This is a genomic window from Pseudomonas sp. ZS1P83 (assembly GCF_054897825.1).
In genome coordinates this window covers 3,761,336-3,783,948 of sequence record NZ_CM142706.1, presented here as the reverse complement: position 1 = coordinate 3,783,948, position 22,613 = coordinate 3,761,336, and the positions used below count along the sequence as shown (strand labels likewise).

Annotated in this window: 16 protein-coding genes, 4 tRNA genes and 1 pseudogene; 13 read left to right on the top strand and 8 right to left on the bottom strand. The window is 58.1% G+C overall.

Features of this window, described 5'->3' with window-relative positions:
• Positions 1-68 precede the first annotated feature (68 nt).
• On the top strand, positions 69-1,253 hold the full coding sequence (locus ACYZT0_RS18020; RefSeq protein ID WP_462042374.1) for a thiolase family protein: 1,185 nt from the start codon (positions 69-71) through the stop codon (positions 1,251-1,253).
• A 158-nt stretch (positions 1,254-1,411) separates the two neighbouring features.
• On the opposite strand, the gene ACYZT0_RS18015 is transcribed toward ACYZT0_RS18020, so the two are convergent.
• Positions 1,412-1,606 (bottom strand): DUF6316 family protein, encoded by a 195-nt coding sequence (locus tag ACYZT0_RS18015; protein ID WP_462046597.1) that lies wholly within the window; start codon positions 1,604-1,606, stop codon positions 1,412-1,414.
• A gap of 211 nt (positions 1,607-1,817) precedes the next feature.
• Between ACYZT0_RS18015 and ACYZT0_RS18010 the strand changes: the two genes are divergently transcribed.
• On the top strand, positions 1,818-2,771 hold the full coding sequence (locus ACYZT0_RS18010) for a DMT family transporter (protein ID WP_462042373.1): 954 nt from the start codon (positions 1,818-1,820) through the stop codon (positions 2,769-2,771).
• A 46-nt stretch (positions 2,772-2,817) separates the two neighbouring features.
• Here ACYZT0_RS18010 and ACYZT0_RS18005 read toward each other — a convergent pair whose 3' ends face one another.
• Positions 2,818-4,212 (bottom strand): class II fumarate hydratase, encoded by a 1,395-nt coding sequence (locus ACYZT0_RS18005; RefSeq protein ID WP_462046596.1) that lies wholly within the window; start codon positions 4,210-4,212, stop codon positions 2,818-2,820.
• 192 nt (positions 4,213-4,404) lie between these two features.
• Between ACYZT0_RS18005 and ACYZT0_RS18000 the strand changes: the two genes are divergently transcribed.
• The 5 genes from ACYZT0_RS18000 to ACYZT0_RS17980 all read left to right on the top strand — a co-directional run bounded on the left by ACYZT0_RS18000 (position 4,405) and on the right by ACYZT0_RS17980 (position 8,833).
• On the top strand, positions 4,405-4,929 hold the full coding sequence (locus tag ACYZT0_RS18000) for a DUF2059 domain-containing protein (protein WP_461975596.1): 525 nt from the start codon (positions 4,405-4,407) through the stop codon (positions 4,927-4,929).
• Positions 4,930-4,941: 12 nt separating this feature from the next.
• Positions 4,942-5,235, top strand: a complete 294-nt coding sequence (locus ACYZT0_RS17995; RefSeq protein ID WP_347803777.1) for a BolA family protein — start codon at positions 4,942-4,944, stop codon at positions 5,233-5,235.
• A gap of 183 nt (positions 5,236-5,418) precedes the next feature.
• Positions 5,419-6,360 (top strand): oxygen-dependent tRNA uridine(34) hydroxylase TrhO, encoded by a 942-nt coding sequence (gene trhO, locus ACYZT0_RS17990; RefSeq protein WP_462042372.1) that lies wholly within the window; start codon positions 5,419-5,421, stop codon positions 6,358-6,360.
• Positions 6,361-6,399: 39 nt separating this feature from the next.
• A complete protein-coding gene (locus ACYZT0_RS17985; protein ID WP_177338865.1) occupies positions 6,400-7,002 on the top strand; it encodes a DsbA family protein in 603 nt (200 codons plus the stop codon).
• Positions 6,995-8,833, top strand: a complete 1,839-nt coding sequence (locus ACYZT0_RS17980) for an ABC transporter ATP-binding protein (protein ID WP_462042371.1) — start codon at positions 6,995-6,997, stop codon at positions 8,831-8,833. The genes ACYZT0_RS17985 and ACYZT0_RS17980 overlap by 8 nt, the downstream gene beginning before the upstream one ends.
• On the opposite strand, the gene ACYZT0_RS17975 is transcribed toward ACYZT0_RS17980, so the two are convergent.
• Positions 8,814-13,028: a hypothetical protein gene (locus ACYZT0_RS17975; protein WP_462042370.1), complete on the bottom strand. Its 4,215-nt coding sequence runs from the start codon at positions 13,026-13,028 to the stop codon at positions 8,814-8,816. The genes ACYZT0_RS17980 and ACYZT0_RS17975 overlap by 20 nt on opposite strands.
• 258 nt (positions 13,029-13,286) lie before the next feature.
• Here ACYZT0_RS17975 and ACYZT0_RS17970 point away from each other — a divergent pair, with 258 nt between their 5' ends.
• Together ACYZT0_RS17970 and ACYZT0_RS17965 are read left to right on the top strand one after the other, a co-directional pair.
• Positions 13,287-15,746: an EAL domain-containing protein gene (locus tag ACYZT0_RS17970; RefSeq protein ID WP_462042369.1), complete on the top strand. Its 2,460-nt coding sequence runs from the start codon at positions 13,287-13,289 to the stop codon at positions 15,744-15,746.
• 78 nt (positions 15,747-15,824) lie between these two features.
• Positions 15,825-16,586, top strand: a complete 762-nt coding sequence (locus ACYZT0_RS17965; protein WP_462046595.1) for a TenA family transcriptional regulator — start codon at positions 15,825-15,827, stop codon at positions 16,584-16,586.
• A gap of 85 nt (positions 16,587-16,671) precedes the next feature.
• Here ACYZT0_RS17965 and sugE read toward each other — a convergent pair whose 3' ends face one another.
• The 3 genes and pseudogenes from sugE to rdgC all read right to left on the bottom strand — a co-directional run bounded on the left by sugE (position 16,672) and on the right by rdgC (position 18,682).
• Positions 16,672-16,986: a quaternary ammonium compound efflux SMR transporter SugE gene (gene sugE, locus ACYZT0_RS17960; RefSeq protein ID WP_027922462.1), complete on the bottom strand. Its 315-nt coding sequence runs from the start codon at positions 16,984-16,986 to the stop codon at positions 16,672-16,674.
• 119 nt (positions 16,987-17,105) lie between these two features.
• Positions 17,106-17,688: pseudogene (locus ACYZT0_RS17955) on the bottom strand (hypothetical protein).
• A gap of 73 nt (positions 17,689-17,761) precedes the next feature.
• On the bottom strand, positions 17,762-18,682 hold the full coding sequence (rdgC, locus tag ACYZT0_RS17950; protein WP_462042368.1) for a recombination-associated protein RdgC: 921 nt from the start codon (positions 18,680-18,682) through the stop codon (positions 17,762-17,764).
• Positions 18,683-18,841: 159 nt separating this feature from the next.
• Here rdgC and ACYZT0_RS17945 point away from each other — a divergent pair.
• The 4 genes from ACYZT0_RS17945 to ACYZT0_RS17930 all read left to right on the top strand — a co-directional run bounded on the left by ACYZT0_RS17945 (position 18,842) and on the right by ACYZT0_RS17930 (position 19,371).
• Positions 18,842-18,917: transfer RNA gene (locus ACYZT0_RS17945), tRNA-Val, on the top strand.
• 19 nt (positions 18,918-18,936) lie between these two features.
• A tRNA-Asp gene (locus ACYZT0_RS17940) sits at positions 18,937-19,013 on the top strand.
• Between the two features lie 187 nt (positions 19,014-19,200).
• Positions 19,201-19,276, top strand: a tRNA-Val gene (locus tag ACYZT0_RS17935).
• Between the two features lie 18 nt (positions 19,277-19,294).
• Positions 19,295-19,371, top strand: a tRNA-Asp gene (locus tag ACYZT0_RS17930).
• 140 nt (positions 19,372-19,511) lie between these two features.
• On the opposite strand, the gene ACYZT0_RS17925 is transcribed toward ACYZT0_RS17930, so the two are convergent.
• Both ACYZT0_RS17925 and ACYZT0_RS17920 read right to left on the bottom strand, forming a co-directional pair.
• Positions 19,512-20,645 carry a catalase family protein gene (locus ACYZT0_RS17925; RefSeq protein ID WP_462042367.1) on the bottom strand — a complete coding sequence of 378 codons (1,134 nt, stop codon included), beginning with the start codon at positions 20,643-20,645 and terminating at the stop codon, positions 19,512-19,514.
• A complete protein-coding gene (locus ACYZT0_RS17920) occupies positions 20,642-22,450 on the bottom strand; it encodes a di-heme-cytochrome C peroxidase (RefSeq protein ID WP_462042366.1) in 1,809 nt (602 codons plus the stop codon). The genes ACYZT0_RS17925 and ACYZT0_RS17920 overlap by 4 nt, the downstream gene beginning before the upstream one ends.
• Positions 22,451-22,613: the final 163 nt, after the last annotated feature.

The window sequence follows — 22,613 nt, the reverse complement described above, 5'->3', positions numbered from 1 at the left end:
TCGCGGTCGATAACACGGTGGACTTATGCTCGGTCCACTCCCAACCGACAACAATAATGAGGTATGCCATGCGTGAAGTAGTGATCGTCGACAGCGTGCGGACCGGCCTGGCCAAATCCTTTCGCGGCAAGTTCAACCAGACCCGTCCGGACGACATGGCGGCTCACTGCATTAATGCGCTGCTCGAGCGCACGGGCATTGACCCGGCCAGCGTCGAGGATTGCATCGTCGGTGCCGGCTCCAACGAAGGCGGTCAGGGTTTCAACATCGGACGCAACGTCGCGGTGCTGTCGCGCCTGGGGACTGGCACTGCCGGCATGACACTCAACCGTTTTTGCTCGTCGGGCTTGCAGGCGATTGCCATCGCCGCCAACCAGATCGCTTCGGGTTGCAGCGACATCGTCATCGCCGGTGGCGTCGAGTCCATCAGCCTGACCATGAAAAGCATCAACACCGACAATCTGATCAATCCGCTGCTTAAAGAGCAGGTGCCAGGCATCTATTTTCCGATGGGGCAGACGGCCGAAATCGTTGCCCGTCGTTACAACGTCAGCCGCGAAGAACAGGACCTGTACGCGCTGCAAAGTCAGCAACGTACCGCTCAGGCTCAGGCCGCTGGATTGTTTGACGATGAAATCGTGCCGATGGCGGTTAAGTATCGCGTTGAAGACAAGGCCACCGGTCAGGTGCAGATCCTTGACGGCATCGTCGATCGCGACGACTGCAATCGCCCGGGCACTACCCTGGAAAGTTTGGCGGGATTGAAACCGGTGTTTGCCGAAGGTGGTTCGGTGACGGCGGGCAATTCTTCTCAGTTGTCCGATGGCGCGTCGATGACGCTGGTCATGAGCCTGGAAAAAGCACTGGAACTGGGGTTGAAGCCGAAGGCGTTCTTCCGGGGTTTCACTGTGGCCGGGTGCGAGCCGGATGAAATGGGCATCGGCCCGGTGTTCTCGGTGCCGAAGTTGCTCAAGGCCAAGGGTTTGCAGGTTGCCGACATTGATCTGTGGGAACTCAACGAAGCCTTCGCGTCCCAGTGCCTCTACAGCCGCAATCGGCTGGAGATCGATAACGACAAGTACAACGTCAACGGCGGTTCGATTTCCATCGGCCATCCGTTCGGCATGACCGGTTCGCGTCAGGTCGGGCACCTTGTGCGTGAATTGCAACGGCGTAATCTGCGTTACGGCATCGTCACCATGTGTGTGGGTGGCGGGATGGGGGCGACCGGGTTGTTTGAGGCGGTGCGTTAACCCTTAAGATGTTTGCTGTTTATTAGATGGCCTTCGTCGGAACGCCGCACGGAGCAAGCCCGCTCGCACATTCAACCGCATTCCCATGTGGAAATTCGGTCAAAAATGTGGGAGCGGGCTTGCTCCGGGCGGCGATCCGACGAAGGCAGCGCCGCGGCCTATAGGCTCATACGCAAAAGCAGCATCCGCTCGATGTAAGCCTGTACCTCCCGCGCCAATTTCTCCGTGTTTTCAAACGGCCCCTCCAGGGTGTTTTCACGGGTGCTGAAATACAACTCCCCATTCACACGACACACCCGGTCGCAGCGAAAGTGCGTGGCGGGGGCAATGTCCTGGGCGCGTTTGCCGTACATGGCGATCTCCTGAGTGATGTTCCTGCTGGCGAATTCAATGAGCTTATGCATGAACTACTTGCAACGCCTGGCCAGCCGATCGACGGCATAGCGCCAATTTAATGGTGCGACCCGCACAGTTTCATTCGCGGCCAACGCCCAACTGTCCCTGTGTGCCGAATGGCGCTAAGCCTAGAATGACCTTTCTCACCACTGGGCTTCGGGGTTCGCCATGCACATTTCATCGGGTCGCTGGGTTTATGGTCTGTTCCTGGCCTTGCTGACCGCGTTGCTGTGGGGAATCCTGCCGATCAAACTCAAGCAAGTGCTGCTGGTGATGGACCCGGTGACGGTGACTTGGTTTCGCCTGATCGTGTCTGGCGGGTGCCTGTTCATTTACCTGGCGGCGACCAGGCGCCTGCCGAGCCGTAAAGTGCTCGGGCCGCGCGGAGGCTGGTTGGTGTTGATGGCAGTGCTCGGCCTGGTGGGCAACTACGTGCTGTACCTGATGGGCCTGAACCTGCTCAGCCCCGGCACCGCGCAACTGGTGGTGCAGATGGGGCCGATCATGTTGTTGATCGCCAGCCTGTTTGTGTTCAAGGAACGGTTCAGCGTGGGGCAGGGGATTGGCCTGCTGGTGCTGCTGATCGGCTTCGCGCTGTTTTTCAATCAGCGCTTGGCCGAGTTGCTGACCTCGCTGACCGATTACACCGCCGGTGTGCTGTTGGTGCTGTTAGCGTCCACGGTCTGGACCTTCTACGCGTTGGGCCAGAAGCAATTGCTCACGGTGTGGAATTCGTTTCAGGTAATGATGGTGATTTACCTGTTCTGCGCGCTGCTGCTGACGCCGTGGGTGCATCCGCTGGAAGCGCTGCAACTGAGTCCGCTGCAAGGCTGGCTGCTGCTGGCGTGCTGCATGAACACCCTGATCGCCTATGGCGCGTTTGCCGAGGCTCTGGCCCATTGGGAGGCTTCGCGGGTCAGTGCAACGCTGGCGATTACGCCGTTGGTGACCTTCGCTGCGGTGGCCGTGGCGGCGGCGTTATGGCCAGACTATGTGCATGCCGAGCAGATCAACGGTCTGGGTTATGGCGGGGCTGTGCTGGTGGTGCTGGGGTCGACGCTGGTCGCGCTGGGGCCGTCGTTGATTGCAGGTCTGAGAGCACGGCGGATGCGGATGGCGTAAGTTGATCGTTCCCACGCTCTGCGTGGGAACGATCGGGGTAGGGGGCTTAACCCTTGGCACCCGCCTCCAACATATTCTCCGGCCTTACCCACGCATCAAACTCTTCATCCGTCAGATACCCAAGTTGCAACGCCGCCTCACGCAAGGTCAGCCCTTCTGCGTAAGCCTTTTTGGCGATCTCCGCCGACTTGTCATAACCAATGTGCGGATTCAGCGCCGTCACCAGCATCAATCCACGTTCCAGGTGTTCAGCCATTTTCTCTGCATCCGGTTCCAGACCCGCGATGCAATGCTGCTGGAAGTTGCTGCAGCCATCGCCCAGCAGGCGGATCGATTGCAGCAGGTTGTGGATGATCACCGGTTTGAACACGTTCAATTGCAAATGGCCCTGACTCGCTGCAAAACCAATGGCGACGTCGTTGCCCAGTACCTGACAAGCGAGCATCGATAGCGCTTCGCACTGAGTCGGATTGACCTTGCCCGGCATGATCGAGCTGCCCGGTTCGTTGGCTGGCAGTTTCACTTCGGCGAAGCCTGCTCGCGGCCCGGAGCCCAGCAAGCGCAGGTCGTTGGCGATTTTCATCAGGGTCACGGCAAGGGTTTTCAGCGCGCCGGACAGTGTTGTCAGCGGTTCATGGCCAGCCAGGGCGGCGAATTTATTCGGTGCGGTGACGAACGGCAGGCCGGAGAGGGCGGCCAGCTCGGCAGCGATGGCTTCGCCAAAACCATGGGGCGAATTGAGCCCGGTGCCGACCGCGGTGCCACCCTGGGCCAGTTCACACACGGCCGGCAGCGCGCTGCGGATGGCCCGCTCGGCGTAATCCAGTTGCGCGATGAACGCCGAGAGTTCCTGACCGAAGGTAATCGGCGTCGCGTCCATCATGTGGGTCCGGCCGGTCTTGACCAGTTTCATATGCCGCGCGGCCAGCTCGGCCAATCCGCCCGACAGTTCGCTGATCGCCGGCAGCAAATGCTGTTGCACCGCCTGAACGGCGGCAATGTGCATGGCGGTCGGGAAACAGTCGTTGGAGCTCTGCGAGCGATTGACGTGATCGTTGGGGTGGACCGGCGTTTTGCCGCCGCGAGGATTACCGGCCAGTTCGTTGGCGCGTCCGGCGATCACTTCGTTGACGTTCATGTTGCTCTGGGTGCCGCTGCCGGTCTGCCAGACCACCAGCGGGAACTGGTCGTCGTGGCTGCCGTCGAGCACTTCGTCGGCGGCCTGCTCGATCAACCGGGCGATGTCGGCGGGCAGGTCACCGTTGCGGTCATTGACCCGCGCCGCGGCTTTCTTGATCAGCGCCAGGGCATGCAGCACCGCCAGCGGCATGCGTTCGTTGCCGATGGCGAAGTTAATCAGCGAGCGTTGCGTCTGAGCGCCCCAGTAGGCTTCATCCGGGACTTCCACCTGGCCAAGGCTGTCGGTTTCGATACGGCTCATCATGCACACTCCTGTAAGTCTGATAGCGCAGTTTAGGCCGTGATCGCCGGCCGTGGTTCCATCAGTCTGGAATTTGACCGTTCAACCCCTCTAAATCAGGCCCGATAAGGCTTGGGGTTGAGCGACACACTTTTTTAGGCGCAGAATGGACGCCCTTGGGGTTTTACCTCGCCTGCTAGAAAAGGAAACTCGATGACTCGTCTTCGTGCCATCTGTACCGCGGTTGCACTGGTTTGCGCCAGCGGCCCTGTTTTTGCCGATACCGCCAGCCACAACGCCAGTGCCGAAGCTTTCCTGACCCTGGCGCACGCTGACAAATTGGGCACCCCGGTGTACATGCAAGTGCAGCAAATGTTCGCTCAGCGCTTTCAACAGACCAAAGCACCTGAATCGAAAAAAGCCTTACTGGAAACCTACCAGGCCAAAGCCAACGCCGCGCTGGACCAAGCCATTGGCTGGAACAAGCTGAAGCCGGACATGGTCAAGCTCTACACCACCAACTTCAGCGAATCCGAGCTGAAAGACCTGGTCGCGTTCTACCAATCGCCACTGGGCAAGAAAGTCCTGGAAAAAATGCCGCAGCTGACTCAGCAATCGGCCCAGATGACTCAAGCCAAACTGGAAAGCGCAGTGCCTGTGGTCAACAAACTGCTGGCTGACATGACTGCCGAGCTGGAGCCTAAAGGCGCCGCCGCTCCAGCCAAGAAAAAGCCTTAAGCGGAGTTCGGTATGACCATGCAACAACGCATCGAATCGACGCTGGCCCTGTTGCAGCCGCAGCATCTGCAAGTGTTGGATGAAAGCCACATGCACAGCCGTGGGTTGCAGACCCACTTCAAGGCCGTGGTGGTCAGCCAGCAGTTCGAAGGGCTCAACCGGGTCAAGCGTCACCAAAAAGTCTACGGCACGCTCGGCGAGCTGATGGGCGAGTTCCATGCGTTGGCGCTGCATACCTACACACCAGAGGAATGGGCACAGATCGACGCGGCTCCGGCCTCTCCAACCTGTGCTGGCGGCAGGTAGGAGCGAGCGGTGCGGCGATCCGACTTGCCCGCGAAGGCGTATTCAAGATCGCCTTCGCCGGCAAGCCGTGCTCCTACAGAGAAACATTTTTTTTGCTAGAATCCGCAACGCGCCGCTTACCCGGCGCGTTTTTTTTCGCATCCGGTTCACCCTTTACGAGGGTAGCCACCTGGAGAATCACCCATGACACAACAGATTGTCGTGGCGGCACTGTATAAGTTCGTCACTCTGGAAGATTACGTCGCCCTGCGCGAGCCGCTGCTGCAAGCAATGGTCGACAACGGCATCAAAGGCACGCTGCTGATCGCTGAAGAAGGCATCAACGGCACCGTGTCCGGCAGCCGCGAAGGCATCGACGGGCTGATGGCCTGGCTCAAGAACGATTCACGTATGGACGACATCGACCACAAAGAGTCGTACTGCGACGATCAGCCGTTCTATCGCACCAAAGTCAAACTCAAGAAAGAAATCGTCACCCTCGGCGTTGAAGGCGTGGACCCGAACAAAAAGGTCGGCACCTACGTCGATCCAGAGAACTGGAACGCCTTGATCAGCGATCCTGAAGTGCTGTTGATCGACACTCGCAACGACTACGAAGTCTCGATCGGCACCTTTGAAGGCGCCATCGACCCGAAGACCACCAGTTTTCGCGAGTTCCCTGACTACATCAAAGCCAACTTCGACCCGGCCGTGCACAAGAAAGTCGCGATGTTCTGCACCGGCGGCATTCGTTGTGAAAAGGCCTCGAGCTACATGCTCAGCCAAGGCTTCGACGAGGTTTATCACCTCAAGGGCGGCATTCTGAAGTACCTCGAGGAGGTGCCGCAGGAAGAAACCAAATGGCAGGGCGACTGCTTCGTGTTCGACAACCGCGTGACCGTTCGTCACGACCTCAGCGAAGGCGACTACGATCAATGTCATGCCTGTCGTACACCGATCAGTGTCGAAGACCGCACATCCGAGCACTATGTGGCCGGCATCAGTTGCCCGCATTGCTGGGATACGCTCAGCGAGAAAACCCGCCGCAGCGCCATTGATCGGCAGAAGCAGATCGAACTGGCCAAAGCGCGCAACCTGCCTCATCCGATCGGCTACAACTACAAGCAAACTCCTTCCGAGGCTTGAATCATGTCAGCGCAACGCCTGCTCTATGTGATGGACCCGATGTGTTCCTGGTGCTGGGGCTTTGCGCCCGTCGCCAATGCGCTGGTCGAGCAGGCGCAGGCGGCAGGTGTGGACGTGCACTTGGTGGTGGGAGGTTTGCGCACCGGCAGTGGTTCGGCGCTGGAGCCGACCACCCGGCGCTACATTCTTGAGCACTGGCAGGCGGTCACCGAAGCGACTGGCCAACCGTTCAAACTTGAAGGCGCATTGCCCGACGGGTTTGTCTACGATACCGAACCCGCCTGTCGGGCACTGGTGACTGCGCGCAGCCTGGCGCCGGATTGCGCGTGGAAACTACTTGGGCTGATTCAGCACGCGTTTTACGCCGAAGGTCGCGATGTCACCCACGCCAGTGTTCTGGTGGAGTTGGCGGAGCAGGCCGGTCTACCGCGCATCGAGTTCGCCGCTGCGTTCGACCGTGCCGATCAGCACGCCGCGACGGCTGCCGATTTCACCTGGGTCCAGGACCTGGGCATTGCCGGTTTCCCTACATTGCTGGCTGAGCGTGATGGTCAATTGGCACTGTTGACCAATGGCTATCAGCCGCTCAGCGTATTGTCTCCGTTGCTCGGCCGCTGGCTGGAGCGCGCTGCCTGTGCATGATCTGCCCGATGATGCGCCAGCTCCAAAGCGTATCGATCGCCTGAGCTGGGGGGAAATTCGTCGACTGGCTCTTCATCACAAAAAATCCCTGTGGATTGCCAACGGCGTGGCGGTGTTGGCAACGCTGTGCAGCGTGCCGATCCCCTTGCTCTTGCCGTTGCTGGTGGACGAAGTGCTGCTGGGCCACGGCGACACTGCGCTGAAAGTCATGAACCACGCGCTGCCCGAAAACTGGCAGAAAGCCGCAGGTTACATCGGCCTGATGCTGCTGGTGACCTTGACGCTGCGCTGTGGCGCCTTGTTGTTCAACGTGGTGCAGGCAAAGTTGTTTGCGGCTTTGGCCAAGGACATCGTGTATCGGATTCGCACACGACTGATCGAACGGCTCAAGCGCATCTCACTGGGTGAATACGAAAGCCTGGGCAGCGGCACGGTGACCACGCACCTGGTCACCGACCTGGACACCGTAGACAAATTCGTCGGCGAAACCCTCAGCCGTTTCCTCGTCGCCATGCTCACACTGGTCGGCACCGCGAGCATTCTGGTGTGGATGCACTGGAAACTGGCGCTGCTGATCATGCTGTTCAACCCGCTGGTGATCTATGCCACGGTGTTGCTAGGTAAGCGGGTCAAGCACCTGAAGAAACTCGAGAACGACAGCACCTCGCGCTTCACCCAGGCACTCACCGAAACCCTCGACTCGATTCAAGAAGTACGCGCCGGCAACCGTCAGGGCTTTTTCCTCGGTCGTCTCGGCCAGCGGGCTCGTGAGGTCCGCGATTATGCGGTGACGTCGCAGTGGAAAACCGATGCCTCGAACCGTGCCAGCGGCTTGCTGTTCCAGTTCGGCATCGATATTTTCCGTGCGGCGGCGATGCTCACTGTGCTGTTTTCCGACCTGTCCATCGGCCAGATGCTCGCGGTGTTCAGCTACCTCTGGTTCATGATCGGCCCGGTGGAACAACTGCTGAATCTGCAATACGCCTACTACGCCGCCAGCGGCGCGCTGTCGCGGATCAACGAGTTGCTGGCCCGGGCCGATGAGCCTGAATATCCGGGCGGAGTGGACCCGTTCAACGGTCGCGAAACCGTTGGCATCGAAGTCCAGGGATTGAGTTTCGGTTACGGCGACGAGCTGGTGCTGAACCAGATGAACCTGTCGATCGCTCCCGGTGAGAAAGTCGCGATCGTCGGTGCCAGCGGCGGTGGTAAAAGTACGCTGGTGCAGTTGCTGCTGGGCTTGTACACGCCGCTCGCCGGAACGATCCGCTTCGGCGGTTCGACCCAGCAGGAAATTGGTCTGGAAACCGTGCGCGAGAACGTCGCTGTGGTCCTGCAACATCCAGCGCTGTTCAACGACACTATCCGCGCCAACCTGGCCATGGGCCGTGAGCGCAGTGACGAAGCCTGCTGGCAGGCTTTGGAGATTGCTCAGTTGCACCAAACGGTTCGTGAGTTGCCCAACGGCCTGGACAGCATCGTCGGCCGTTCCGGTGTGCGCTTGTCCGGCGGCCAGCGTCAACGTCTGGCCATTGCGCGGATGGTCCTGGCCGAGCCCAAGGTGGTAATCCTCGACGAGGCCACCTCAGCGCTGGATGCCGCCACTGAATACAACTTGCACCAGGCGCTGGCGCGGTTCTTGAGCAACCGCACCACGTTGATCATTGCGCACCGTCTTTCCGCAGTAAAACAGGCCGACCGGGTGCTGGTGTTCGACGGCGGGCAAATTGCCGAGGATGGCGACCATCAGCAGTTGATTGCCGATGGTGGGTTGTACGCCAAGCTTTATGGGCATTTGCAGCAATTGCAGGTCAGCCCCAAAGCACCTTGAGCGCGTTGTCTGCGCCATCGTGACCGAACTCTTTCAACACCACTGAACACGACTCACAAGGGCGCATCGTCGTCGCCACGTCGACGGAGCGGATCTGCGACAAGTCGGGATATTTCTTACGAATCGCAGCGATCAGCTTGCTTTCGCTGTCCAGCGAAGTCGGTCTGATCGTCTGTGCCGGTTTATAGGTGTTGATGTCCTTGATCGTCAGGGGAACGGCCAATATCTTGCCCTCGGAAGTGACCTCAAGGGAGGTTCTGGGGTAAGCCTGATCGAAATCAATGTTGAAGTACGTCGTATCACCCATACGGACCTGATTGCCGCCCAGATGCTGGAACAACGGCAAGCGGGTGGTGGTGCGCTGGGCTCCGGAAACACTGACGTAGACCTCCCGACTCCCCGAAACGGTCGTCACGTCGGCGAAGGCGATGTTTCTGGCATTGAGCGCACGTTCGCGCAGGGGCAACAGCCGTTGCAGTTTCTGCATCGCTCTGTCGATACGCAACGCGGCGGCGGCATTGGCGGGATTGCTGGTCGGCGACTGGAATAGCGTATCGAAGATAGTGGCTGTTCTTTCCCGGAAGGCTTGCGGCGCTCCGGTGCTGCGTGTCCAGGAACTCGCTCCTTCCGGTAATCGGGTGACGATCATTCGTGTCGAGTTGTCGAACATCAACGCCTCACCCGGGCTGGTGTCCACTCTCAGCCAGTTCATATTGTCGGGCGGCGTCGTCGTGACGCCGAGGGGGATGGCGATGTCATCCATGGTTTTCATGGCGCGTTCAACGGCCTCGACCCCGTGAATGCGCGCGACGTTGTTGGCATTCAGCGAGCCGGTGTAGACCACTATCAGTTCGTTTTTCAGTTCGTCGCCAAGGGTATCGGCTTTTTTGAGGGACAGCAGGCCGTCGTACAGACTCTGCCCCACGCCGCGTTCGGCCACGTAAAAGTCTCCCGCGTTGAGGCGTGTAAACACATAGTGTTTCGAGCCATCCCTGGACAGGCAGATAATCGCGCCCACCTGAAAAGTATCGTCAAGACCCTGCTCCGGCACGTTGACTTTGACGCGCGCATAAATGCCCTTGCGAAATTCGATGGTCGCGGTGAGGTGATCGCGTTTGACAAAGGAGGTCGCTTTCAGGGGGGCGCGGCCGCCGGCCGGGGTGTAAATCGTGTCACCGAACCAGAGCGCCCAGCCTTTGGCTTCGTCGAATCGCTCGGCGGGAAGCGGAGGGGCCGCCGGCGGCCTCGTGACGAAACTCGTGGTGCACACCGCTCCAGGGATGCAACGCACTCGGCATGGCAGCGCCGTGTATCCGACCTCCACAAGGTCAGCGCGGCGTAACGTGTTTTCGTGCAGTCGATAGGGCACGTCATCAAGCAGTATCGTTGTCCGGCCATCAACTTCGAGCAGTTCTCGCGCCCGGACGTTTTCCGACAGTTCGACGAGTACGTGATCGCTGCTGGTTTCCAGGCTCCGGTAATGAGATCGACCTCGTATCAATTCATCGTTTTTCAATGCCGGCCCGTAAGGTCTGGACGCTATCGGGTCCAGCAGACGGTAGTGGGGTTCAGCACCCGTGCGCATCTGGCGCACAGGCATATCATCGACCCCTTTGAGCGTGACCAAATCATCCGTGGCGGCCAGCGGCCTCCATCGTCCAGCGTCCTGAACGTCGGGCAGGCTGCGCAGCACGTCATACCGGGCGGCATTGCCGATCAGCATCTTGGACCTGAAGATGCCGGACCTGCCTAATTTGATGATGGCTTTACCCAGTGGATGCACCAGTTGCGGAAGCCCATCAAGGGGCAAAAGTGCTCGTAGGCTGGATGTCAGCAAACGCTTTGTCAGCGTTCCAAACGTGTTCAGACGAGCGAAAACCGTCAACTGGCCTCCGGCTTTCAATAGCGCCACGGAGCCTGAAGCAAACTTGCCGACGGGCTGCACGAACGCAACCAGGTCAGCAAACAGGCCGAATACACCGTTGATGATTCGGTGGCGGTCCCCGGAGGCCAGGTCTTCGATGCTGTTCCAGAACGGAACGAAGATTTTCACGAGCTGGAGGGTTTTTTTATCTTGCGCTGCTTTGCGTTCAAATGCGGTTTGCCCGTTAGCGGCCTTTCTCAGCGCCTTGGGGTCGACATATAGAAGCTCAGTCGCGATCAGGTGGCTGATGGCTTTCGTTCGCTCGGACGACAATGTAGTGGGAGCGTTCTGTGCGCTTGAAGACCCGGAGGCTGTGGCCGGTAGCGTGTTACCCAGCTGTTCAATGATGGCCTGGCAAGACGCATTGTCCTTCGGGACGGTGCCCGATGAGTGAGCGCCCCAGTCGAATGGCAGGTCTTTATGGCGAAGCACTGAAACCTTGACGGTTCCGGATCTGCTGACTTTCCACTCCTGGGTGGTGTTTCGGCCGCCAATCAGCTCCGGTGAGAGCGCTTCGAGACGGCGTATGACCCCGGCACGAGGCAATAGCTCGTAAGTGACAGTTTGCTGCTTGTGAGTGGCCCGTAATATCAAACCGTTGCGGGCTCTGAGCGGCAGGATCATTTCAGCGGTTTCATTCTGTGCTTCGACACTCGTTGTCTCTTTTCTCAAACTGTAAACTCTGACCTCGCCGGACTCCAGTATCCGGCGATCAACCCTGGGCAGTGAAGCGAGCAGGCTCTGAATCAGTGTTTCATACGCCGCTTTAATCAATTTCAGATACTGTTTAAAGGCGCTATCAAAGAGCACTTTGATATCTGGCAGCTGTTTGTGGGGAGACAGGAAGAAAATGGAATTGGGCAATTTCCAGTGGGGCGAGACTCTTATTTTTCTGTCCTCCAGCAGCTGTATTTTCTGGGGAGTAAGGGTGCGGCCGTCATTCTCGGTAATGGTCCAGACTTTCTTATTGTCGAATTGGCCCGAGGCGTAAACATCAACGAAGCTGTAATAGTCATACTCCTTGCCTCTGAGCACGGGAGTGTCGCGAAAACCATTCGGGTCGAGAAAGATTTTCCAGGCAAGTTTTTTCCCGTCGGAACTGAAGCTGCCTTTGCCAAAGATGCGTTCCACCTGCGCTTTCGCCATATCGAGCCGGCTTGGGGGGTGCTGATCAAGTTGCAGGACGGCTTTCGTCAGTTCGTCCGTGTGCCGGTCGAGGCAGCACAGCGCGTGTTCAATCTCGTCATCCGAATAATTCCCATCGTCGCGATGAGCTACTTCATCCTGGGTTATCGCCCAGGCAAGGGCCGGATCAATCCTTGTCAGGGTAAGGAGTTCCAGTTGTTCGGGCGACGCCTCCCTGGAGGTATCGATCGGCAGATTGACCAACTGCTGGAATGTCATCTGGTCCATCGCTTGCGCATCTGTCGCCTGAATAAGGTTCACGCCGTTGACAAAATTCACCCAAGCGACAGAACCGCAGTATCGAAGCGTGGGCGGAATGTCTCTGACGCGAAATTCGCTCGGAAATCGGGGCAGAAACAACCGAGACATGATGATGGCTTCTTTTTCCGAGGCTGCCCGTGCGGACTTGATCAGATGGACCACAAATTCGGACTGGATGGTCTGATAGCTTTTTCCCTGGATCGAGGCGGTCCGCAAGTCGTAACCGGCTACGCAGACGGGGGATTCACTGTCGGGCCGGTTCAGCCAAAGCTGTAAGGCCCGGGCGGTCAATTGGCTGCGGATGGTGGGTGATGTTTCCTCACCCTGATTGCCTCCGTACCAATCAATGGCCTTTAAAAGTGAACGGCCCAGCGTTTCGGCTTCGGCGGTTTGTAGAATCCTCTGTAAAAAAACAGTGGGTGTTGCCTTGATCTGCTCGATAGTCTGCGACGAAAGAACATGTCCGGCGAGATAACTAAAGGGTGAAGAGGTTTTTTCGGGTAAAAAATTCTGGACGGCAAGGATCACTTCTTCCCGGATGATCCGGTCGTGCAGTGCATGCACATCCACGCGGTCGGGATTGGCGGACACTCGTTTGACACTTTCGAACAGCGCCAGGTCTTGTGGGGTCGGGCCTCGCCTCAACTGTAAAAGGTCATTGCCACTCTCGAGCTTTAAAGCGGCCGCCGCCCGCCATTCTTCCAGCTCTTTTACCGATAAGCTCAAAGGGTTGCTATGTCGACGTTCGGCCGGCAAGGCGTCGTATTGCGCCATTTGACCTTGAGGTTGTTGTGATGCGGTTATTTCAGGGGGAATGGATGTCATATCAATTGGCGTCTTCAGTTATGAAAGACACCAGTCTTGAGCACCTGAAGCTGCTTGTGGCGGTACATAGTTATTACGGGTCGCGGTTTTTGCACTCCAAGCGTCGGGCTGTCCCCCAGTGCGCGTTGCATGCGCCGCTATGCCAATTGAAATTGCCGGACGCGATCTGTCCGCTTGCCGGAAGAGGAACTCCCCCCTAGTCTAGCTGTAGCGATTTCGTCCGGAAGACGATCAAGCAGTGCTAATGCAAGGGACCTCATGAATCAAACGCGGACTCTCGGAACGCCACGGTTGTTGGGCATCGTCTGGCCATTCATCGCCGTAGTGCTGTTTCAGGCCCTGCTGGGCGGTGTCAGCCTGTACGTTCTGTCGGCGGTGCGCGGCTATGTGGCCGGTGAAAGCCTCTGGTCCAAGGGCCAAAAAGACGCCATCTATTACCTTAATCTCTACGCCGACAGTCGCGACGAGAGCATTTTTCTTAAATACCAGAACGCCATTGCCGTGCCCCAAGGGGGCCACGAGTTGCGCGTGGCGCTGGACCATCAGCCGCCGAATATCGAGGCGGCACGAAGGGCGATCCTCAAGGGTGGCAACCACCCGGACGACGTCTCCAGCGTGATCTGGCTGTACCTCAATTTCCGGCACTTCACTTACCTCGAGAAAGCCATCGACCTCTGGACAGTGGGCGACGCGTACCTGGTGCGTCTTGATGATGTTGCACGGGAAATGCACCAGCTCATCACTGTCAGTCAGGCCTCCGAGAGCGATATCAAGCGTTGGAAGGATCAGATTTTCGCCATCAACGATGAAGTGACGCCGGCGGCGAAGGCCTTCAGCGATGCCTTGGGCGAAGGCTCGCGGGTGATTCTGCGTCTGCTGCTGGTGACGAACCTGGCCACCGCCCTGGGCTTGATTGTCCTGGCCCTGATGCGCACGCACAAACTGCTCAAGCAGCGCCATGCCTTCGCCGACGCGCTGCAGTTGGAGAAAGACCGGGCGCAAATCACCCTGCAATCGATTGGCGATGGCGTGATCACCACGGATGTCGAAGGCGCGATCGCCTACATGAACCCGGCCGCCGAGGCGTTGACGCACTGGAAGGCCGAACAGGCGACAGGTTTGCCGCTGGCGGCGCTGTTCAATCTGCTGGACGAGAACGCTCAGACCGATGGCTTTACGCTGATCGAGCACATTTTGAGCGGACAGCTCAGCGGTGGCAGCGAACACTCCAAATTGATTCAGCGTCTGGATGGCAGCACGGTGTCGGTCACCCTCGTCGGTGCGCCGATCCGCAACGCTGGCAAGGTCAGCGGCACGGTGCTGGTGCTGCACGACATGACCCAGGAGCGGCAGTACATTGCCAATTTATCCTGGCAGGCGACTCATGACGCCTTGACCGGGCTCGCCAATCGCCGCGAGTTCGAGTATCGCCTGGAACAGGCGTTGCACAACCTGACGCGGCAATCGGGGCGCCATGCGCTGATGTTCCTCGATCTGGATCAGTTCAAACTGGTCAACGATACCTGCGGCCATGCCGCGGGTGACGAATTACTGCGGCATATCTGCGCTTTGTTGCAATCCGGTTTGCGCGAAGGCGATACCTTGGCCCGGCTGGGTGGAGACGAGTTTGGCATCCTGCTGGAGAACTGCGCCCCGGAAGCCGCTGAGAAAATCGCCGAGGGCCTGCGTCAGACCGTGCAGAACCTGCACTTCGTCTGGAAAGGCCGACCGTTCGTGACCACGGTGAGCATCGGGCTGGTTCACGTCGCTCAGAACCCGGCCACCCTTGAAGTCTCGCTGCGCGCTGCCGACATGGCGTGCTACATGGCCAAGGAAAAGGGTCGCAATCGGGTTCAGGTCTATCACGCCGACGATTCGGAACTGTCCCTGCGCTTCGGCGAGATGGCTTGGGTGCAGCGCTTGCACATGGCGCTGGAAGACAACCGCTTCTGTCTATACGCCCAGGAAATTGCACCCCTGGGTCATATCGAAAAGGTCGGCGGACACATCGAAATCCTGTTGCGCCTGCATGACGAAGCCGGACGCATGATTCTGCCCGATAGTTTTATTCCGGCTGCCGAACGTTATGGGCTGATGACATCCCTTGACCGCTGGGTTGTGCAGAACGTATTCAAGATCATTGCCCAATGCATTGCCGAAAAGCACAAAGGGCCGTTAGCCATGTGTGCGATTAATCTGTCAGGTACAACTATCGGAGATGACGCGTTTCTGGACTTCCTGCGTGAACAGTTTGTTACTTACTCCATACCGCCTGAAATGATTTGTTTTGAAATCACTGAAACCAGCGCAATTTCCAATCTTGGAAGTGCAATTAGATTTATTAATGAACTCAAAGGTTTAGGCTGCCATTTCTCGTTGGATGACTTCTGCGCCGGAATGTCCTCATTCGCCTACTTGAAACATTTACCTGTAGACTTCCTGAAGATCGACGGGAGTTTCGTAAAGGATATGCTGGACGACCCGATTAACCGCGCCATGGTCGAAGTGATCAATCACATCGGTCATGTCATGGGTAAGCGTACGATTGCCGAGTTTGTTGAAACACCGCAGATCGAGCAGGCATTGCTGGAGATTGGGGTGGATTACGCTCAAGGGTATGTTATTGAACGCCCGCATCCGTTTACCTGCGACAGTTTACAAAGTCGTCCTGCCAGGCCTCAGCCTTTGTTATTCAAGGCGCCTGGCACGTTCCGTTGAAATCTCTTGCTGATCCTTATAATCACAATCAAAAGGAGCTCGACAGTGATCGACACATTCAACCGAACCGGCCCCCTCATGGAAGCTGCAAGTTACCCCGCCTGGGCTCAGCGCCTGATCCAGGATTGCAGCGAGAGCAAACGCCGGGTTGTCGAACACGAATTGTATCAGCGTCTGCGTGACAATAAACTCAGCGCAAAGACCATGCGCCAGTACCTGATTGGTGGCTGGCCAGTGGTCGAACAGTTCGCTTTATATATGGCACAGAACCTCACCAAGACGCGCTTTGCCCGCCACCCGGGCGAAGACATGGCGCGTCGCTGGCTGATGCGCAACATTCGTGTCGAATTGAACCATGCCGATTACTGGGTGCACTGGAGTCGCGCTCACGGTGTCAGCCTGGAAGATCTGCAAGCGCAACAGGTTGCCCCTGAACTTCACGCCTTGAGTCACTGGTGTTGGCACACCAGTTCGGCGGATTCGCTGATCGTTGCCATTGCCGCCACCAACTACGCCATTGAAGGTGCGACCGGGGAGTGGTCGGCGCTGGTCTGTTCCAGTGGCGTCTACGCGGCATCGTTCCCGGAGGAAGATCGCAAGCGGGCCATGAAGTGGTTGAAGATGCATGCTCAGTACGACGATGCCCATCCGTGGGAAGCACTGGAAATCATCTGCACGCTGGCGGGCATGAACCCCAGCAAATCCCTGCAAGTGGAATTGCGGCAGGCAGTCTGCAAGAGCTACGACTACATGTTCCTGTTCCTGGAGCGTTGCATGCAGCTTGAGCATGCGGAAAAGGCCCCGGTCGCGCGTGAGCGTATGGCGCTGGCCGAAAGCTGATCCGTTATCCCCGTATTGAAAAAGCCTGCTCCCCTCTGTCCGTATCGACAGGGGGGGCAGGCTTTTTAGTGACAGCTGAAAATGACTAGGCGCTGACCTTCAGTCCAACCAGCCCGGCAATGATCAGCGCCACACTGGCTAGCCGGAACAGCGCCATGGATTCGCCAAACAGAATGATCCCGGCGATCACTGTCCCGACTGCACCCACACCCGTCCAGATCGCATAGGCCGTGCCCAGCGGCAATTCCTTCATGGCAAGGCCCAGCAGACCAAGGCTGATGGCCATGGCGGCAACGGTCAATGCAGTGGGGAGAGGGCGGCTGAAACCATCGGTGTATTTAAGGCCGACGGCCCAGCCAACTTCGAACAGACCGGCGAAAAACAGAATGATCCAGGACATGAGAGACCTCCATCGATTGACGGGGTCGTCCCCAGATTAATGACTCGATCGAGCCGCGAGGTCGTCCTCGCGTTGTGCATTAGAGTGCCCTTCATTAATCCGGGGATCAAGTTTACGGATCAGTCGACAGCCTGCTGAGCATCTGTTTTCCGATCTTCTTTCTCACTCATCCGGCGGAAATAGGTCGAGAGCAGCGCCCCGGAGATGTTGTGCCAGACGCTGAACAACGCACTCGGCACCGCCGCCAGCGGCGAGAAGTGCGCACTGGCCAAGGCCGCGCCCAACCCGGAGTTTTGAATGCCGACTTCCAGTGCCCGAGATTTACGCTGGGCCAGTGGCAACTTGAACAGCCGCCCGGTCAAGTAACCCAGCACAGCACCAATTGCAGGAACGACCAGAACAGTTCCATGAAGGAGAACCGGCAACCAGGCTGAGGCCGGCAGCCAGATCAATGCGGAGTCAGCAACGGGGCGAGGAGGGTGGTGACAGGGCCACGCGCCATGGATGGCGAGCGACTTCGGCGAAGTCTTCGAGCTTGAGGGTCAGGCCCATGCCGAACATCACCAGCCCAAGCAGCGGCACGATGGCACCTTTCAGGCCGATGAACCAGGTCGGTTGCAAGAACGCTACGACGGCGAAAATCAGAACCCAGTAAGCGAAGGTGTTGCCGACAAAGCGACTCAATGCAGCCAGTGCACGCATGGCCTGATCCTTATTATGTGAAACGCCACCGAAGCGGTGGCGTTTGAAGATCATCCAATACCTGCAGCGAGGTTTAGATCCCCTGCGGAGTCTCTTCGCTGCCCAACGCTTCAACCAGCGCCGGCAGGAAGTCGCCAAAGGTCAGCATCATCAGGGTGAAGCTGGCATCCAGTTGGCCGAGGGCTTCTTCGCCACCGTCCTGTTCCGCCTGGTCTTGCAGCAGGTCTTCGAACTTCAGGCGCTTGACCACCATTTTGTCGTCAAGTACGAAAGACAGCTTGTCTTGCCAGGCCAGCGACAGCTGAGTGACCACTTTGCCGGTGCTCAGGTGCAACTGGATTTCTTCGCTGGTCAGGTCTTGACGCTTGCAACGCACGATGCCGCCGTCTTCGTGGGTGTCGCGCAGTTCGCACTCGTCCAGTACGAAGAAGTCGTCCGCAGCTTTCTGGGTGGTGACCCATTCGGTCATGGTCGCGGTAGGGGACATCTTCACGGTCAGCGGACGCACCGGCAGCGAGCCGATCACTTCACGCAGGGTGGACAGCAAGTCCTCGGCACGTTTCGGGCTGGCCGAGTTGACCAGGATCAGGCCCTGTTTCGGCGCGATGGCGGCGAAAGTCGACGAACGACGAATAAAGGCGCGCGGCAGGAAGGCCTGGATGATTTCATCCTTGATCTGGTCGCGTTCCTTTTTGTAGACCTTGCGCATTTGTTCCGCTTCGATCTCTTCGACCTTTTCCTTCACGGCGTCACGCACGACGCTGCCCGGCAGAATGCGTTCTTCTTTACGCGCGGCGATCAGCAGGAAGTCGCCGCTGATGTGCACCAGCGGAGCATCTTCACCCTTGCCAAATGGCGCGACGAAGCCGTAGGTGGTCAACTCCTGGCTTGCACATGGACGCGCCAGTTTGGTGGCCAGTGCAGTTTCCAACGCCTCGGCATCAAAAGGCAGATCTTGGGTCAGGCGATAGATAAGCAGGTTTTTGAACCACATGGGGCGAGTCTCTCCTTTATACAAAGGGGGGCATTATTCTCTTCGCGGCGCCATAGGCCAACCCTTCTCTAAGCCTTTGGAAGGCCTGAAAAATTATTTTAAAAAGTGCTTGCCAGAGGTGAAGTCGCTCCGTAGAATGCGCGCCACACCGAAAGTGAAGGGTGATTAGCTCAGCTGGGAGAGCGTCTGCCTTACAAGCAGAATGTCGGCGGTTCGATCCCGTCATCACCCACCATTCGCTTTTAGTGTTACGCGCAGCGGTAGTTCAGTCGGTTAGAATACCGGCCTGTCACGCCGGGGGTCGCGGGTTCGAGTCCCGTCCGCTGCGCCATATTCGGTAACCTGGAACGCTGAACGCCAGGTCACCACGGAAAAGCCCGCTAGCGCGGGTTTTTTTCTGTCCGTAGTTCCTGCAGGGTGTATCGTTTACGGGTTTTCAGATTTTTTTGATAAATTTATCAATTAAATCAACATGTTATGAAAATCTGTGGCACAATGCGCCCCGCAACGAAGGTAAAGGGTGATTAGCTCAGCTGGGAGAGCGTCTGCCTTACAAGCAGAATGTCGGCGGTTCGATCCCGTCATCACCCACCACTACTTTCAATGTTACGCGCAGCGGTAGTTCAGTCGGTTAGAATACCGGCCTGTCACGCCGGGGGTCGCGGGTTCGAGTCCCGTCCGCTGCGCCATATCCGGTAACCTGGAACGCTGAACGCCAGGTCACCACAGAAAGCCCGCTTAATGCGGGCTTTTTGCTGTCTGGGGTTTGGCTTCTGCCGGGGCTCCACTGAGAAAGCGACCTTGGGATCGCTTTTGTCGTTCTGCCTTCTTATTGTTCGGCGTTGCGGCTGTGTCGGTAGTCGCTCACGGCTTCATACACGGCTTTGCGCAACCGGTTGATGCCGCCGATAGGGCGATGAGCCTCAAGGCCAAACCACGGGTTGAACGACTGGTTATCGCATTGCACGTTCAGCGCAGGCGTATCGAAGTCCTGGGCAGGTACATTGATCCGCGCCACGGTCTCGAACGGTGCATCGCTTTGCTGCCACTCAATGCTCGTGTCTTCGATCGGCATGTACTTGGCCGGGTCCTGGCGTTGTATCTGCAAGACGAAACAGGCCGGCATCCGGTCGGCCGACAGTTGCTGGTTCAGCGCATTGCGCAGGAAGTTCGGTAACTTTTGGTTTTGCGCGGGCAGGGTGTAGGTCGGGCAGCTTGCCAGATCGGGCGTGACGCGGAACTTGGCATTGTCTTCGCCGAATTTGTAGGGCGAGACCGAAAAGTAAGTCGTCTGGGTCGGACTTTCCGGGGCGGCTGACAGTGTCGCCAGCGCGATAAACAGGTGGCGAACCTGCCAGGTCCGTGGGTCCCAACCCGGGAAGAACGCCATCAGCTTCTTGCCGTCAGCCTGTGCGGCTACATTCTGACGGTACTCGGCGACATCGCTGACGAAGAAGTTCGGATGGCTGAACATTACGAAGTCCTGTTCGCCACGACTCTGTTGATCGTTCAGCAGTTGTTTGTCGGGCACGTCGAGAAACTTGATTGCCATACCCCGTGCATCGCGAATACTGTCGAACTGCGGGTACGCATTGCCGTTGGACAGCCGCATCGTCGCTTGCCAGGTTTTCCCGGGTTCGCTGAACACACCCTGACGCAGCTCATCCGCCAGATTCGGCAGCACCTGAACCTCGGCCTTCACGCAGCCGTGGGCCTTGGCATGGGCGTCGCGCAGGTAGCGAGTGCTTTCACGGTGTTGATCGACGATGCGCACGGCAGTCTGGATGATGTCTTGGGTCATCGCTGATTCGCCATCCGGAATCAGTTCTTCAGCCGAAACCGGGCCAGTGTGTTGCCAGGCGAACCACGCCGTGGCCAGCGCCCAGCCGAGCAATCCAAGGCCCAGCAAGCACAACAGGGTTTTGCCGAGAAAGACGCCAAGACGCATCCAAAGCCTTTTCATGGCAATTGCGCCTCCAACGGCCCGCCCAACACTTTCAGGAACTCCAGCAATGCCCAGCGTTCTTCCGGTTGCAGCCAGCGGCCGATAACGCCGTTGCCACGCTTGCCTGCGCGGAACTCGTGGCCACTGTTGTGATTGCCGGTGATGCGTGTGTCGAACAAAAATCCATCGGTGAAAGCCTCGGTGCGATAGCCGAGGTGCCTCGGGTCGTACTCGAAGGTGCCTTTGTAGAAGGTGGTTGCGCGTTCATCCTGAGGCGAGAGCAATTGATAAAGGCTCGGTACCGAACCGTTATGCAGAAATGGCGCGGTCGCCCAGACGCCTGCCAAGGGGCGCGCCTTGTAGGCCCGCATTTCGCGCACGCCAATCGGCAGGCCGAAGCCATCCATGTCCGGTCGTCCGGCCGTAGGAATGTCTGCTTCGCGGTAGGCACGATTTCCGACGAAAGCGGTGACATAGGCCAACCCTTTAGCCGATGAGAGCTTGCTCAAATCCAGCGATTCGGAGGGCGTCGGCTGCAATTGCACATCCAGCTGCGCCAGTTCCACCGGATCCCATTGCAAGGCCGTCAGGTCGAAGCGATGGTCGGCGATGTTATTGGCGGCGCCTGGGTCTGTGCCAATGAACTCTACGGGCAGCATTTTCAAATGTTGCACCCAGCGTCCGTTGCTCTGGACCGATCGAGGCACATGGCAGCCAGCGCAGTTCTCGGAAAACAGCGCGCGACCTTTGGTGGCCATGGGTTTGTCGACAGCGCCGAGCAGCTCTTCAGGCCAGGCCGGTGGTTTGAGACGTTGCAGGGTTTGTTCGATCAGGTGCAGATCACGCAATCGGACACTGGACGGATAACGGGCGTCACCTTTAAGCGGTTGGCCGTTAGCGTCGAAGAAATTCAGCGTGGCGCCTACGCCCAAGGCCTCACCGATGTTGCGGGCCATCGGTTGTTGCGCCGAACCGTTCCACTGCACCCAGTCGAAGGTCCACATGTCCCACAGTTGTGGATAGTCGACCGGAGCGTTGGCCACGCGGTAGTTGGCGGGGGAAATCGCATCGCCGAAACTGGCGTTGGCAATGCGACCGAAAGCGTCGGTGCGGCCGGGGCCTTCTTCGGTCGGGTAGAGCCCGCGATGGGTGTCGTTCCAGGCCACCTTCAAGAAGGTGTCGAGAGAGATCTTGAAGTCTTTGCGCAGCTGTTGATGCCGGGCATCGTAGTCCTGGCCCAACACGTTGCGTGCGAAACGTTCGAATTTCCACGGGTTGTAGTAAGTCGACGTCAGACTGGCCACCAGCGCTTGCCCGAAACTGCCACCGCGCAACGTAGGAACGCTGGATGGCAAAACGTGCTGCGCCGAACCACCATCGATACGCACGGCCTGGCCGTTAAAACGCAGTTCGCCGGTATGGCAGGCAGCGCAGGTGATGTCCAGAAACTCGTCCTGGCTTCCAGGATTCTGATGACGGGCAAAACCCACGGGCAGATTGCCGGGGTTGTTCGGCGTGGGTCTTTGGCTGGGGTCGATCAGAAAACCGAAGCGCGCGAGGTATTCGGGAGCGGCGAATCGCTGTTGCGAGAACGGCAATTCGAGGGCCTTGAACCAGTCATACCGCAAGCCTTTGACCTGAGTACCCTGAGGCGTGAAGTAGTAAATCTCGCGGTCGGCGGCGCTCCATTGCTCCAGATAATGCACCTGCTGCACGGGTGACCAGGCCGGCAGTTTCGGGTTGGCGACGTAGTACAGAACCACTGCGAGGCCCAGCCCGAGCAGCGCTGCGAGCAGAACCAGCAAACGGAAGAAGAGTTGCAAGATAAACATCCTTGTCAATTTATAACTCCCTTATGCCTCAACACCAGAGGTGCGGCAAGTGGCCATTACGCCAGATGGTGTGGTATCCAATACCAGTTTCTATGAGCGAAAGATGACAGAAGCTTCATCCTCCCATTCCCGAAATGCGTTAAAACACCTGAAC

What these genes read in the sequence shown, in the direction of transcription:
- ACYZT0_RS18020 (WP_462042374.1), top strand. Translation starts at nt 69, where the DNA reads ATGCGTGAAGTAGTGATCGTCGACAGCGTGCGGACCGGCCTGGCCAAA.
- ACYZT0_RS18015 (WP_462046597.1), bottom strand. Translation starts at nt 1,606, where the DNA reads ATGTACGGCAAACGCGCCCAGGACATTGCCCCCGCCACGCACTTTCGC.
- ACYZT0_RS18010 (WP_462042373.1), top strand. Translation starts at nt 1,818, where the DNA reads ATGCACATTTCATCGGGTCGCTGGGTTTATGGTCTGTTCCTGGCCTTG.
- ACYZT0_RS18005 (WP_462046596.1), bottom strand. Translation starts at nt 4,212, where the DNA reads ATGAGCCGTATCGAAACCGACAGCCTTGGCCAGGTGGAAGTCCCGGAT.
- ACYZT0_RS18000 (WP_461975596.1), top strand. Translation starts at nt 4,405, where the DNA reads ATGACTCGTCTTCGTGCCATCTGTACCGCGGTTGCACTGGTTTGCGCC.
- ACYZT0_RS17995 (WP_347803777.1), top strand. Translation starts at nt 4,942, where the DNA reads ATGACCATGCAACAACGCATCGAATCGACGCTGGCCCTGTTGCAGCCG.
- trhO (WP_462042372.1), top strand. Translation starts at nt 5,419, where the DNA reads ATGACACAACAGATTGTCGTGGCGGCACTGTATAAGTTCGTCACTCTG.
- ACYZT0_RS17985 (WP_177338865.1), top strand. Translation starts at nt 6,400, where the DNA reads ATGTGTTCCTGGTGCTGGGGCTTTGCGCCCGTCGCCAATGCGCTGGTC.
- ACYZT0_RS17975 (WP_462042370.1), bottom strand. Translation starts at nt 13,028, where the DNA reads ATGACATCCATTCCCCCTGAAATAACCGCATCACAACAACCTCAAGGT.
- ACYZT0_RS17970 (WP_462042369.1), top strand. Translation starts at nt 13,287, where the DNA reads ATGAATCAAACGCGGACTCTCGGAACGCCACGGTTGTTGGGCATCGTC.
- ACYZT0_RS17965 (WP_462046595.1), top strand. Translation starts at nt 15,825, where the DNA reads ATGGAAGCTGCAAGTTACCCCGCCTGGGCTCAGCGCCTGATCCAGGAT.
- sugE (WP_027922462.1), bottom strand. Translation starts at nt 16,986, where the DNA reads ATGTCCTGGATCATTCTGTTTTTCGCCGGTCTGTTCGAAGTTGGCTGG.
- rdgC (WP_462042368.1), bottom strand. Translation starts at nt 18,682, where the DNA reads ATGTGGTTCAAAAACCTGCTTATCTATCGCCTGACCCAAGATCTGCCT.
- ACYZT0_RS17925 (WP_462042367.1), bottom strand. Translation starts at nt 20,645, where the DNA reads ATGAAAAGGCTTTGGATGCGTCTTGGCGTCTTTCTCGGCAAAACCCTG.